We start from the raw sequence: 13,262 nt of genomic DNA, 5'->3' as shown, positions 1-13,262 counted from the left end.
GTGTGTTTGTGTTTTTTGTTTTTTTATTTTTTTTTGTTATTTTTTGTTGGTGGGGGGGGGGGTGGGGGCGTGCCGTTATTTCATGACCACCACCCCCCCCCCCCCCCCCGCTCGTCCGGCTACTTCTTGTCCGGAGTCTCCGTGCCCGGGGACCCGGCGGCGCCGCCGGTCTCTTCCCCTGACTTGGACTTGGACTTCGACTCGGCCGCGTCCGCCGCCGGCCCGGCCGGAGCGTCGGCCACGGCCGGCACCTCCGCCACCACGGGGGTCCCGTCCTTGACCGGAGCCTCCGTCGCGACCGGCTCCGTCACGACCGGGGCCGCCGCCTCGACGGGAGCCGGGGCCGCCGTCTTCGCCGGGGCGTCGGTGGCGGCCGGTGCGGCGGCCTCGGCCGCCGCCAGCTCGATCGTCTGGCGCGACGCCACCGACACCGTGTCCTGCGGACGCTGGTCCGGAGCGTTCTCCGGGTGGTGGCAAGCGGCCTGGTGGCCCGGCGCGAGCGAGATCAGCGGCGGCTCGGTCGTCTTGCAGACCTCCGTCGCCTTCCAGCAGCGGGTGTGGAAGCGGCAGCCGCTCGGCGGGGAGATCGGCGACGGCACATCGCCCTGCAACAGGATCCGGTCGCTCTTGGTCTTGCTGCGCGGGTCCGGCACCGGCACGGCGGAGAGCAGCGCCTTGGTGTACGGGTGCATCGGCGACTCGTACAGCGACTTGCGGTCCGCCAGCTCGACGATCTTGCCGAGGTACATCACCGCGATCCGGTCCGAGACATGGCGGATCACCGACAGGTCGTGGGCGATGATCACATACGTCAGACCCAGCTCTTCCTGGAGGTCGTCCAGCAGGTTGACCACCTGCGCCTGGATCGACACGTCCAGCGCCGAGACCGGCTCGTCCGCGACGACCAGCTTCGGCTTGAGCGCCAGTGCCCGCGCGATACCGATGCGCTGGCGCTGGCCGCCGGAGAACTCGTGCGGATAGCGGTTGTAGTGCTCGGGGCTGAGCCCCACCAGCTCCAGGAGGTGCTGGACCTCCTTCTTCACACCGCCCTCGGGCGTGACGCCCTGGAGCTTGAAGGGAGCGGAGACGATCGAGCCGACCGTGTGGCGCGGGTTCAGCGAGCCGTACGGGTCCTGGAAGATCATCTGGATGTCACGGCGCATCGGGCGCATCCCGCCGGTGCCGAGATGCGTGATGTCCTTGCCGTCGAACTCGACCTTGCCGCCGGTCGGTTCGAGCAGCCGGGTGATGAGACGGCCCATCGTCGACTTGCCGCAGCCCGACTCGCCCACGACACCCAGGGTCTCCCCGGGCAGCACCTCGAAGTCGAGGCCGTCGACGGCCTTGACGGCGCCGACCTGGCGCTGCAGCACCCCCTTCTTGATGGGGAAGTGCTTGACCAGACCCTCCACCTTGAGCAGCGGCTCAGCCGAGGCCGCGCCCTGCTGGGGAATGACGGTCCCGGAGTTCTTCTTTGTCTCGCTCACAGGTTCGGCGCAATCTCTTCGGTCCAGATCCGCCCGCGCTCCTCCTGCGACATGTGGCAGGCGGAGAAGTGCCGGCTGCCGACCTCGCGGAGTTCGGGGCGCTCGATGCGGGTGATCCCGCCCTTGGGTACGTCCGCGTACGGGCAGCGCGGGTTGAAGGCGCAGCCCGAGGGGACGTTGATGAGGCTCGGCGGCTGGCCCTTGACCGGGATGAGACGGTCGGTCTGCTCACGGTCGATGCGCGGCATCGAGCCGAGCAGGCCCCAGGTGTAGGGGTGCTGCGGCTCGTAGAAGATCTTGTCGACCGGGCCGCGCTCGACGCAGCGGCCGCCGTACATCACCAGGATGTCGTCGGCGATCTCCGCCACCACACCCAGGTCGTGGGTGATGATGACGACCGCCGAGCCGAACTCCTTCTGGAGATCGCGGATGAGGTCGAGGATCTGCGCCTGGACGGTGACGTCCAGCGCCGTGGTCGGCTCGTCCGCGATCAGCAGCTCGGGGTTGTTGACCAGCGACATCGCGATCATGGCGCGCTGGCGCATACCGCCGGAGAACTCGTGCGGATAGCCGTCCACGCGCTTGTGCGGCTCGGGGATGCCGACCCGGTCGAGCATCTCGACGGCGCGGGCGCGCGCGGCCTTCTTGCTGACCTTGTTGTGGACGCGGTACGCCTCCACGATCTGGCTGCCGACCGTGTAGTACGGGTGCATCGCGGACAGCGGGTCCTGGAAGATCATCGCCATCTCGCGGCCGCGGAGCCGGCGGACCTCGTCCGGGTCCGCGGAGACGAGCTCCTTGCCGTCCAGCCAGATCTCGCCGGACATCCGCACGTTCTTGCTGCGGGCGCCCTGGCGGTGCAGGCCCATCACGGCGAGGGAGGTGACCGACTTGCCGGAGCCGGACTCACCCACGATGCCGAGGGTCTTGCCCTTCTCCAACTGGAAGGACAGCCCGTCGACGGACTTGACCACACCGTCGTCGGTGGGGAAATGGACCTTGAGGTCCCGTACTTCGAGGAACGCGGTGGGTGCGGGCGAGTCGACGACGGGTTCCGCCACGGGGGCGCCGGTCTTGGACAGTTCGGTCACGAGAGCCTCACCCGCGGGTCGACGGCGGCGTACAGCAGGTCCACCAGGAGATTGCAGATCACAACGAAGAAGGCGGCCAGCAGGGTGACGCCGAGGATCTTGGGAAGGTCGTTGTCGGTGATCGCCTGGACCGCGTACTCACCGACGCCGTGCAGCGAGAACACGGTCTCGGTGATCAGCGCTCCACCGAGCAGCAGACCGAGGTCCATACCGAAGACGGTGACGATCGGTGTGAGCGCGGCCCGCAGGCCGTGCCGTGTGACGACGTTCCGTTCGCGCAGCCCCTTCGCCCGGGCCGTGCGGATGAAGTCCTCGCTCATCGTCTCCAGCATCCCGGCCCTGGTGAGCCGGGCGTAGATCGCGGAGTAGAGCAGAGCGAGAGAGCACCACGCGGGGATCAGGGTGTTGGCCCACTGCGACGGATTCTCGGTGAAGGGCACATACTCGCGGCCGAAGATCGGCCACTGGTAGGTGAAGAGCAGCAGGGCGACCTGCCCGGTGAAGAACATGGGCAGCGAGACGCCGCCGAGAGCCACGCCCATGGCCGCGCGGTCGAAGAACGACCCGGGCTTGAGCGCGGAGATGACGCCGATGGTGACACCGGAGAGCAGCCAGATGACCGCCGCGCCGGCCGCGAGCGAGATGGTGACGGGCAGCCGGTCCGTTATCTGGGGCCAGACCTCGACGTGAGTCTTGAAGGAGTAGCCGAAGCACGGTGCGTTGCAGTGCGCGGTGGTGGGGCCGAGATCGTAATTGGCGCCTACCACAATCCCCTTGATGAAGTCCCAGTACTGCGCGTACAGGGGCTGGTCCAGGCCGAGGTTCCGCTTGATCGCCACGATGTCCTCGGGCGTGGGGTTCTTGCCGATGTACTGCTGTGCCAGTTGATCGACGCTCTGCCCGGCCATTCTCGGCAGCAGGAAGAAGATGCCGAAGGTGACCGCGCTGACGACCAGCAGCAGGATCACTGCGGCGATCGACCGGCGGATGATGTACGAGATCACGGGGACCGGCGCTGATGCCCGCGGGCCGAATGGCCCGCGGGCATCAATGCCTTCACCTGCCTTCCGGGGCTACTACTTCGTGGTGCCGATGTTGAGGTAGTCGTACTGACCACTGAAGGCAGCGGTCGAGGTGACATTGGTGGCGGCGGGCGAGCGGTACAGCAGGACCTTGAAGTAGGTCAGGGGGACGATGACCGCCTGGTCCATGACCTTCTTGTCGATCTCGTTGTAGGCCGTGTTGCGGGCCGCCTCGTCCGTGTTGGAGATCGCGGTGTCCAGCAGCTTGTTGATCGTCGGATCGTTGAGCTGCGAGAGGTTCGTGTTGCCGGACTGGCCGATGGCCTTGCCGTGCACGATCTGCTGCAGGAAGCCGTAGCCGGTCGGCCAGTCGGCACCCCACTGCATCATCATCAGACCGATCTTCTGGTCCACGGTGAACTTCGGCACACCCGCGTAGTCGGTGAAGTACTTGCCGGCGGGGTACTGCTTGATCTTGGCGTCGATGCCGACCTTGCTCAGCGCGGCGACGATCGCGGTGGCGGCGTCGACCTCGCTCTGACGGTCGCTGCGCGCGGTGATGAAGGTCGAGATCTTCTCCGTACCGCAGGCCTTCAGGTGCTCCTTCGCCTTGGCGACGTCACCCTTGTTGCCCGGGGTCGGGTACGTGTCGAACTTCTGGTAGCCGATGACGTCGGGCGGCATCACGGTGGTGGCGATGTCGCCGCGGATCGGGCCGCCCATCGCGGTCTGCACGGAGACCTTGTCGACGGCGTACTGCACGGCCTTGCGGCACTCGACGTTGTCGAACGGCTTGACCTTGGAGTTGATCGCCATGTAGACGAGACGGCCACCGGTCGTGTTGTCCGTGTTGGCCTTCAGCTTCGGGTCGCTCAGGATCTGCGCCTGGGTCTGGGTCCCGACGCCGACGCCCGTGAGGTCGACCTGGGTGTTACCGGCAAGGAGGTCCTTGTCGATGGTCTCCTGTGCGACCTTCAGGTTGACGACGATCTTGTCCGCGTACTGCTTGCGCAGCGGGTCCGTCTTCGCGTCCCAGTTCGGGTTCTTGACGAGGACGACCTGCTTGCCGTCCTCGTAGCTCTGGAACTTGTAGGAACCGGTGGACGCGATGGTCTTGACGTAGTCCGCGCCCGTGTCCTTGGCCTTCGGCACCGGAGCGGTCTGCGGGGCGCTGACCAGGTAGTCGAAGTCCGCGAAGGACTTGTTCAGGTGGAAGACGACGGTCTGGTCGTCCGGCGTCTCGATGGACGCCAGGCCCTTGTCGCTCTTGTCCTTGTACGGGCCCTTGTACTTGTCCTTGTCCTCCAGGAGCTGCTGGAAGTAGTTCGGACCGAGGGACAGCACGTCACGGGCGAAGTTGGAGCGCTCGACGGCGTACTTGACGTCCTTCGAGGTGACGGCGGTGCCGTCGTCGTACTTGACGCCCGCGCGGAGCTTGTACGTCCAGGTCTTGCCGTCGTCGCTGGGCGTGCCCTTGGACTCGGCGAGGTCAGGGACGAGCTCGTTGCCCTTCGCGCCGGGAGCCGGGTTGAAGGTCATCAGCGGGCGGGCGTACAGCCGGCTGAAGTTGTACATGTACGCGTAGTACGTGTTGCCGGGGTCGAAGGAGTCCGGCACGTCGGCCATCGCGTAGGTGACCGTGCCCCCCTTCTTGTCGGAGACGTTGGTCACCTCCTTGGTGGCGGCGTTGGCTCCGGCGGATTTGGCTCCGCCGTTACCGTCACCGCCCTTGTCCTCGGCCTTACTGCAGCCTGCGAGCAGGAGGCTCGCGCTGCTGATGACCACGAGTGCGGTCACGGCTGACCTTCGCATGATGGTCGGTTACCCCTTCGTAATTGAAAATCGGACAAAGGCTCGGTCCGGCAGACGTCAGTGGCTGCGCGGGTCGAGCGCATCCCTCAGGCCGTCACCGAGCAGGTTGAACGCCAGCACGGTGACGAAGATGGCGAGGCCCGGTACGACCATGTACTGGGGGTCGACCTGGTAGAAGTCGACTGCCTGGTTGAGCATGCCGCCCCAGGAAGCCTGCGGCGGCTGGATCCCCACGCCGAGGAAGCTGAGCGACGCCTCGAAGATGATGTTGGTCGGGATGAGCAGCGTCGAGTAGACGATGATCGGCCCGACGAGGTTCGGGAGCAGTTCCTTGAAGAGGATGTACGGACCGCGCGCACCCATCCCGCGCGACGCGTCCACGAACTCCCGCTCCCTCAGCGCCAGCGTCTGACCGCGGACGATCCGGCCCATGTACGGCCAGTTGAAGAAGCCGATCACGAAGATCAGTACGGAGATGTGGAGCGGCAGGCCCGAAAGGCCGAAGGCACCGCCCTGGAGGGTGGCCGAGATGGCGATCGCGAAGAGCAGCAGCGGGAAGGCCAGGAAGGTGTCCATCATCCGGCTGATGACCGTGTCGACCCGGCCCCCGTAGTAGCCCGCGACAACGCCGAGGACGGCGCCGATGGCGTTGGAGAGCACGGTGGCGCCGAAGGCCACCACCAGGGAGACCCAGGAACCCTCGATGATCCGCGCGAAGATGTCGCGGCCGAACTTGGGCTCCACGCCCAGCGGGTGGTCCCAGCTCATTCCGCCGAACCCGCCCTTGGGCAGGGTGGTGTTGGGGTCGATGAGGTCCTGGTTGAAGGCGTTCGGGTCGAGGCCGAGCAGCGACTGGATCGGGCGGGACAGGGCCGCGATCAGGATGAGCAGCACGACGATGACACCACCGGCGACCGCCACCTTGTCCCGCTTGAAGCGGGTCCAGGCGATTCGTCCGAGCGAGCGGCCTTCGATCTGCTTGGACTCGACGCCCTTCAGCACGGCCTCGGGCTGCGCGTTCGCCGCCGGCCCGGTGGTCTCGATAGGTGCCGTCATGTGTGCTGGAGACCTCTCTTGGCCGACGGTGGTCGGCTCATGACCGCCGCAGTAGCGGCACGTTCAGATCGTTGGTACTCGTGGCTTGCCGGTGGCGGGAACCGCTTCTGTAAAGCGCATCGCACACGACTTAAACCACTTGCTCCGTGGAGTCTTCAGGGACTTTGCGATCACCCGCCAGCCCCGCAGGGGAATGGTTGCTCAACCGTGATGCGTTTATAGGGTTTCCGTTATCCGAACACCGTGACCTCCTCAGCGGACCGACCCCGCCACACATCCAATAGGTCGGGCATGTCCCCCAAAGGACCCTATAAACCAGGGAATTGGGGACGTATGGAAGCGTTCGGCGGAGTGATCCGCCCGGAGTGCGCGGTTTACTCCCCCGACACGACACGGGGTGCCCGCCGGTAACAGCGACCGGGGGCCGGAGGGCCGCATCACGGACAAGTGGGACATAAGCGGATGTTTCCGGCGGTCGACCGGGCGTCCTCACGCACCGGCGGCCGTACGACACGTGTTCCGCGTGTGTACGTCCGGTGTTCAGTACGGGCGCTGGGCGGGCGGCGGGTAGCCGTAGCCGGTGGGCGACTCCGGGGCGGCGTGCGCCTCGCGGTCGTAGAACGGACGGGAGTTGACACGCAGCCACATGGTCACGGGGTCGTACTCGTCGGACATCGCGACCGTGGAGACGGGCAGCCCGTCCGGGACGGCGGCGACCGACTGCCGCATCATCGCGCGTACGGAGTCCACGGCGGCCGGGCTCGTGTCGTAGAGGTCGAGACCGATCGCGAGATACGGGGCGCCGAGCGCCGGCTGCACCCAGGCGCGGCGCAGCGAGCGCACCACGGGGGTGCGGTGCGCGTTCTGGGTGAGCTGGGCGTAGAACTGCGGAAGCTCGATGGCCGGGTCCGAGAGCCGCAGCGGGCCGGCCGGCATCCGGTCGAGGCCGGTGGCGATCCGGCGCAGATCGAGCCAGGGGATGCCGACGCCGCCGCCGGGAGCGTGCGGATTGAGCCAGATCCCCCAGCGGTCGGGGTAGAGGGCGCGGGCGATGTCACGGCCCGTGACCACCTCGTGCGCGCGGTTCCAGCCGCTGACGGCGAGCTCCTGGGCGGAGGTGACGCAGGGCGCGTAGCCCAGTCCGTCGATCTCCATGTTGCCGTACTGGGCCTCGGGCGAACCGGCCCGGCCGTGCCAGAGCAGCATCCAGACGCTGTCCTCGGCGAGAGCGTGCAGGAGCGCCTCGTACGCGTCGTAGCGCCCCGGCGTCACCTGGCTCAGCATGTGCTCGACCTGCCCGGTCGCAGCGGTGCCTGACGCGCTCACTCTGGGTCCCGCCCCTCTTCGATCCACCATTCGGCCAGCTCCCCCGAGGTCCCGGCGGCGCCGGCCGTCCTTCGTGCCGGGTCCGGCCGGGCGGTGCGGCGGCCCCGGGGACACCGCGTCCGGCGACGGCCGCCGGGATCCCCGCCACGGCCGCACCGGCCGCGCCGACCATCAAACCAGCTTAGGCGGCGGTGCTGACACAGACTTGACGACTGATATGTCCGGCGCTATACCGGCGCCGTGTCCACCGCGCCGACGAACGGCACCTGCCCGTTCCGGCCGGGCTCAGACGTACCCGCGCTGATAGAAGGGACGCACCTTCGCCAGCAGCCAGTCGCCGACCGGGTCCTGGGCCACGTCCAGCAGGACGAGATTGACCGGCCAGCCGACCTGGACCCGGCCCAGCGCCCGGCCCAGCGCGTCCATCGGGACATTGCGCTCGGCCGCCTCCCAGGAGGAGAGCTGGACGCCTATGAACAGCACCGGGGACTCGCCCTCGACGCTGGCGAGCGCGCGGCGGGCGGACAGCACCACACCGGCCGCCTCGAACTCGGCCGCGGCGGCGGTGAGGAAATCAACCGGATCCTCCTGCCAGTCCGGCTCGAAGAGCCGTACGCGTCCGCCGGACGCGGGGCCGTCGAGCGGGCTGCGGCCCGTCCGGCACAGCTCGGCCACGGCGAGCGGCGGCAGCGGCGCGCCGACCGCGCCGCCCGGATTGACGGCGATACCGAGCCCCGGCGGCAGCCCCCGGGCGAAGTCGCGGGCCGGTGCGACGGTGAAGGACATATGGGCGCCGACGCACTGGAGGTACTGCTGTTCGGAGCTGTACACCGGGACGTACGGGGCGCCTTCGAGCTCGATCGTCGGCAGATCGAGATGGGGGCTTTCGGGCCCGCCGCCGTTGGGCAGCGGCACCCAGATCTGGCTTCTGCCGAGCACCTCGACCAGCCGCCCGCCCGCCGCGTCGCTCCCGAGCGAGGCGCTGAGCACCTCTTCGAGCTCATTGCCCGGCCATGCTGTATTCACGGTCTTCCCTCCGCCCACGTTGCTGCCGCTGACCCTAACGCCGCGGGACGGGCCCCGTGCGGGCCAGGCGGGCGCAGAGCCGGGGCCGGGGCGCCGGGCCGCCGCTCACTCTCCGCGCGGCGCCGGGAACGCGATGCTGCCCAGCGCTCCCGCCGCTTGCCTGTCGAGCAGGACGGCGGAGGCGCAACCGCGCGGGAGGCGTCCCGTCTCGGCCGCGGCGATCAGACCGCCCACCGCGCGGCGGTGCCGGGCGAACGCGTAACCGGAGACACCGCGGCCGCGTTCCCGCTGGCCCGCGCGCGCGACCTCGGGTGCGACGTCCAGCAGGACGAGATGGAGCCGCCGGCCGCGCCTGCGGGCCTCCCGGGCCAGCCAGCGCCGCACCCAGGTCTGCGTACCGCAGTCATGGACGACGACGCTCTCGCCGGAGCGCAGCGCGCGGCGCAGCCCCGCGTAGTGCGCGATTCGGACGAGCGGGCGGTAGACGGCGTAGGGCAGCCGCCCGGGAAGCCGTCGCTCCCAGCGGTCCCTGGCGTCCTGCGAATCGATTCCGCCGCCCGCGGCGGCCCGCCGGATCAGTGTCGACTTGCCGCTGCCCGGCAGCCCCGAGACGACCACTATGTCTCCGGCGGCGAAGGCGAGGCCCGTCGGCCCCCGGCCGTCTCGCGCCCGCAGGTCCCGGACCAGCGGCGCGGGCCGCGTCATCGCCTCCCGGGCCTCCCGCCGGGCGGGCACCCCCGCCGTCGCCGCATACGTGCCGACCCCGTGCGACCTCATCGCCGTCCCCCTGTCAGCTCAGTCACCCTGGCACATGTCCCTTCCCCATGAAGTGTAAAGAAATGGTAATGCCGTACAAGCTTTTCATGGCGCCCGGCGCGTCAGGGGCCGGGCGCGCCGCCGGGGCGGTCCGGAAGTCCCGCCCGGTCCACGGGCTCCATCGCGCCCTCGGCGCCGACGCGTGCGATGATGTGCCCGCCAACTGCATACCGGCCGTTTGAATCCACGCGGGAGAGTCCCGGTCACCGTGTGCGCCGGGCGCCGAAGGAGCAAGTTCCTCCCTTGAATCTCTCAGGCCCCGTACCGCGTGGATGAGGCAGATCTGAAAAGCGGGCCGCAGTGCTGCGGCCCCACCCAAGGTGCAAGTCACGACCGTCCGTACGCGCGGTCGTGGTGAACCTCTCAGGTTCCGATGACAGATGGGGAGGACCGTCCTCGCCCGTCATGCCCTGGGAGCCACACCGATGAGCCATGTCCCGCCGAGCAGCACCCCCGGCAGCCCGCGCCGTACGGCGCTCGACGCCGTACACCGCGCCCTGGGCGCGACCATGACCGACTTCGCGGGCTGGGACATGCCGCTGCGGTACGGCAGTGAGCGCGACGAGCACAACGCCGTCCGCACCAGGGCCGGCCTCTTCGACCTCTCCCACATGGGCGAGATCACCGTCTCGGGTCCTGAGGCGGCCCGGTTCCTCGACTACGCGCTGGTCGGCAATATCGGCGCTGTCGCGGTGGGCCGCGCCCGCTACACGATGATCTGCCAGGAGGACGGCGGGATCCTGGACGACCTGATCGTCTACCGCCTCGGCGAGGACGAGTACCTGGTCGTCGCCAACGCCTCCAACGCCCAGACCGTGCTGGACGCGCTGACCGCCCGCGCGGCCGGTTTCGACGCCGGGGTGCGCGACGACCGCGACGCGTACGCGCTGCTCGCGGTCCAGGGCCCGGAGTCCCCGGGCATCCTGAAGTCGCTGACCGACGCCCCGCTGGACGAGCTCAAGTACTACGCGGGCCTGCCCGGCACCGTGGCCGGTGTGCCCGCCCTGATCGCCCGTACGGGCTACACCGGCGAGGACGGTTTCGAACTCTTCGTCGAGCCCCGGTACGCGGAGCGGCTGTGGCAGGCGCTGACCGAGGCCGGCGAGGGCGTCGGTCTGGTGCCCTGCGGGCTGTCCTGCCGCGACACCCTCCGTCTTGAGGCGGGCATGCCGCTGTACGGGAACGAGCTGACCACCGGCCTGACCCCGTTCGACGCGGGCCTGGGCCGGGTGGTCAAGTTCGAGAAGACGTCGAACGACGGCGACTTCGTCGGCCGCCCGGCGCTGGAGGCCGCCGCCGAGCGCGCCGCGTCCGCCCCGCCGCGCAAGCTGGTCGGCCTGGTCGCCGAGGGCCGCCGGGTCCCGCGCGCCGGCTACCAGGTCGTCGCCGGCGGAGTGACCATCGGCGAGATCACCTCCGGCGCCCCCTCCCCGACCCTGGGCAGGCCGATCGCCATGGCGTACGTCGACGCCTCGCACGCCGAGCCCGGCACGGCCGGTGTGGGAGTGGACATCCGCGGCTCGCACGAGCCGTACGAGGTCGTCGCACTGCCCTTCTACAAGCGTCAGAAGTGACCCGCCGGTCCCGGGTACGCCCGGGGCCGTCTCGGTCCGTAAGACATCCGTTCCTCAGCACTCCCCCGCGTACAGGAGAATTCACCTCATGAGCAACCCCCAGCAGCTTCGTTACAGCAAGGAGCACGAGTGGCTGACGGCCGCCGAGGACGGCGTGTCGACGGTCGGTATCACGGAGCACGCGGCCAACGCCCTCGGCGATGTCGTGTATGTCCAGCTTCCGGAGGTGGGTGACACAGTGACCGCGGGCGAGACCTGCGGCGAGCTGGAGTCGACCAAGTCGGTCAGCGATCTGTACGCCCCGGTGACCGGTGAGGTCGTCGAGACGAACCAGGACGTCGTGGACGAGCCCTCGCTGGTGAACTCCGCCCCGTTCGAGGGCGGCTGGCTGTTCAAGGTGCGCGTCGCGGAGGAGCCGAAGGACCTGCTCTCCGCCGACGAGTACACAGAGTTCTCCGGCAACTGACGTGCTTGCGGGCACCGACGTGCCCACGGCAACTGAGACCCCAGGGACTGTGATGTCTTCGAAGTCGCTTCTGAACACCTCGCTCCATGAGCTCGACCCGGACGTCGCCGCCGCTGTCGACGCCGAACTCCACCGTCAGCAGTCCACCCTCGAAATGATCGCCTCGGAGAACTTCGCTCCGGTCGCGGTCATGGAGGCCCAGGGCTCCGTACTGACCAACAAGTACGCGGAGGGCTACCCGGGCCGCCGCTACTACGGCGGCTGCGAGCACGTCGATGTCGTCGAGCAGATCGCCATCGACCGTGTCAAGGCGCTCTTCGGGGCCGAGCACGCGAACGTACAGCCGCACTCGGGCGCACAGGCGAACGCGGCCGCGATGTTCGCGCTGCTCTCTCCCGGCGACACCATCATGGGTCTGAACCTCGCCCACGGCGGGCACCTGACCCACGGTATGAAGATCAACTTCTCCGGCAAGCTCTACAACGTCGTCGCCTACCACGTCGACGAGGGGACCGGCCAGGTCGACATGGCCGAGGTCGAGCGGCTCGCCAAGGAGTCCAGGCCCAAGCTGATCGTGGCCGGCTGGTCGGCGTATCCCCGCCGGCTCGACTTCGCGGCCTTCCGCCGGATCGCGGACGAGGTCGGCGCGTACCTCATGGTCGACATGGCGCACTTCGCCGGTCTGGTCGCCGCGGGCCTGCACCCCAACCCGGTGCCGCACGCGCATGTCGTCACCACGACCACGCACAAGACCCTCGGCGGCCCGCGCGGCGGAGTGATCCTCTCCACGCAGGAGCTGGCGAAGAAGATCAACTCCGCGGTCTTCCCCGGCCAGCAGGGCGGCCCGCTGGAGCATGTCATCGCCGGCAAGGCGGTCGCCTTCAAGGTCGCGGCCACGGAGGAGTTCAAGGAGCGCCAGCAGCGCACCCTGGAGGGCGCCCGTATCCTCGCCGAGCGCCTGGTGCGGCCGGACGTCGCCGAGGTGGGCGTCTCCGTCCTCTCCGGTGGTACGGACGTCCACCTGGTCCTGGTCGACCTGCGCCACTCCGAGCTGGACGGTCAGCAGGCCGAGGACCGCCTTCACGAGATCGGCATCACGGTCAACCGCAACGCCGTCCCGAACGACCCGCGGCCCCCGATGGTCACCTCGGGTCTGCGGATCGGCACCCCGGCGCTCGCCACCCGCGGCTTCGGCGCGGAGGACTTCAGCGAGGTCGCGGAGATCATCGCGGCGGCGCTCAAGCCGTCGTTCGACCGCGCCGAGCTGGCAGGCCGGGTCTCCGTACTGGCCGAGAAGCACCCGCTCTACCCTGGTCTCTGAGGATTCCGGAGCGATTGGCCCTCGCGGGGCCTTTCAAGGGAAACGGCCTTTTCGAGAAGAACGGCCCCTCCGAGGGGCACGGCACGACCCACGGGGCACCGCGCGCACACCCGACCGTGTACGCGCGGTGCCCCGCACCATGTATCTCGCATTGCTCGCGTTGTTCGCGTATTCGTCCATCCGTGTATCCGTGTGCCCCGTGTCCGCGTACCCCGCGGAAACGTATCTGTGTACGTGCGGTTTCTGCGCCACCCCGGCAGACAAC

General features: G+C 68.8%; 11 protein-coding genes and 1 riboswitch. Of the genes, 3 read left to right on the top strand and 8 right to left on the bottom strand.

Annotated features, from left to right (window positions below):
- Positions 1 to 119 precede the first annotated feature (119 nt).
- The 8 genes from ABZ707_RS15585 to ABZ707_RS15550 all read right to left on the bottom strand — a co-directional run bounded on the left by ABZ707_RS15585 (position 120) and on the right by ABZ707_RS15550 (position 9,597).
- The gene (locus ABZ707_RS15585) at positions 120 to 1,487 is read right to left on the bottom strand and encodes a dipeptide ABC transporter ATP-binding protein (RefSeq protein ID WP_360173753.1); all 1,368 of its coding nucleotides are present in this window, start codon (positions 1,485 to 1,487) and stop codon (positions 120 to 122) included.
- A complete protein-coding gene (locus ABZ707_RS15580) occupies positions 1,484 to 2,578 on the bottom strand; it encodes an ABC transporter ATP-binding protein (RefSeq protein WP_360173750.1) in 1,095 nt (364 codons plus the stop codon). Before ABZ707_RS15580 ends, ABZ707_RS15585 begins: the two co-directional genes overlap by 4 nt.
- Positions 2,575 to 3,582, bottom strand: coding sequence for an ABC transporter permease (locus tag ABZ707_RS15575; protein WP_319680640.1), 1,008 nt, complete (start codon positions 3,580 to 3,582; stop codon positions 2,575 to 2,577). The genes ABZ707_RS15580 and ABZ707_RS15575 overlap by 4 nt, the downstream gene beginning before the upstream one ends.
- A 72-nt stretch (positions 3,583 to 3,654) precedes the next feature.
- Positions 3,655 to 5,412, bottom strand: coding sequence for an ABC transporter substrate-binding protein (locus ABZ707_RS15570; RefSeq protein ID WP_360173747.1), 1,758 nt, complete (start codon positions 5,410 to 5,412; stop codon positions 3,655 to 3,657).
- 57 nt (positions 5,413 to 5,469) lie between these two features.
- Positions 5,470 to 6,468: an ABC transporter permease gene (locus tag ABZ707_RS15565; protein ID WP_360173744.1), complete on the bottom strand. Its 999-nt coding sequence runs from the start codon at positions 6,466 to 6,468 to the stop codon at positions 5,470 to 5,472.
- A gap of 540 nt (positions 6,469 to 7,008) precedes the next feature.
- Positions 7,009 to 7,794: an enhanced serine sensitivity protein SseB C-terminal domain-containing protein gene (locus ABZ707_RS15560; RefSeq protein ID WP_360173741.1), complete on the bottom strand. Its 786-nt coding sequence runs from the start codon at positions 7,792 to 7,794 to the stop codon at positions 7,009 to 7,011.
- Positions 7,795 to 8,079: 285 nt separating this feature from the next.
- Entirely contained in the window at positions 8,080 to 8,820 is a 741-nt protein-coding gene (locus tag ABZ707_RS15555; protein WP_360173738.1) for an enhanced serine sensitivity protein SseB, read from the bottom strand.
- A gap of 105 nt (positions 8,821 to 8,925) precedes the next feature.
- Positions 8,926 to 9,597, bottom strand: coding sequence for an AAA family ATPase (locus ABZ707_RS15550; RefSeq protein ID WP_360173735.1), 672 nt, complete (start codon positions 9,595 to 9,597; stop codon positions 8,926 to 8,928).
- Between the two features lie 218 nt (positions 9,598 to 9,815).
- Positions 9,816 to 9,913: riboswitch (glycine riboswitch) on the top strand.
- Between the two features lie 148 nt (positions 9,914 to 10,061).
- On the opposite strand from ABZ707_RS15550, the gene gcvT reads away from it, so the two are divergent.
- The 3 genes from gcvT to glyA all read left to right on the top strand — a co-directional run bounded on the left by gcvT (position 10,062) and on the right by glyA (position 12,997).
- Positions 10,062 to 11,210, top strand: coding sequence for a glycine cleavage system aminomethyltransferase GcvT (gene gcvT, locus ABZ707_RS15545; RefSeq protein ID WP_360173911.1), 1,149 nt, complete (start codon positions 10,062 to 10,064; stop codon positions 11,208 to 11,210).
- An 88-nt stretch (positions 11,211 to 11,298) separates the two neighbouring features.
- A complete protein-coding gene (gcvH, locus tag ABZ707_RS15540) occupies positions 11,299 to 11,676 on the top strand; it encodes a glycine cleavage system protein GcvH (protein ID WP_360173732.1) in 378 nt (125 codons plus the stop codon).
- A gap of 52 nt (positions 11,677 to 11,728) precedes the next feature.
- A complete protein-coding gene (glyA, locus tag ABZ707_RS15535; protein WP_360173729.1) occupies positions 11,729 to 12,997 on the top strand; it encodes a serine hydroxymethyltransferase in 1,269 nt (422 codons plus the stop codon).
- The last annotated feature ends 265 nt before the right edge of the window (positions 12,998 to 13,262 follow it).

The organism is Streptomyces sp. NPDC006923 (assembly GCF_040635655.1).
Classification (GTDB): domain Bacteria; phylum Actinomycetota; class Actinomycetes; order Streptomycetales; family Streptomycetaceae; genus Streptomyces.
The sequence above is the reverse complement of the archived record's forward strand: the minus strand, read 5'-3'. Positions and strand labels throughout refer to the sequence as shown.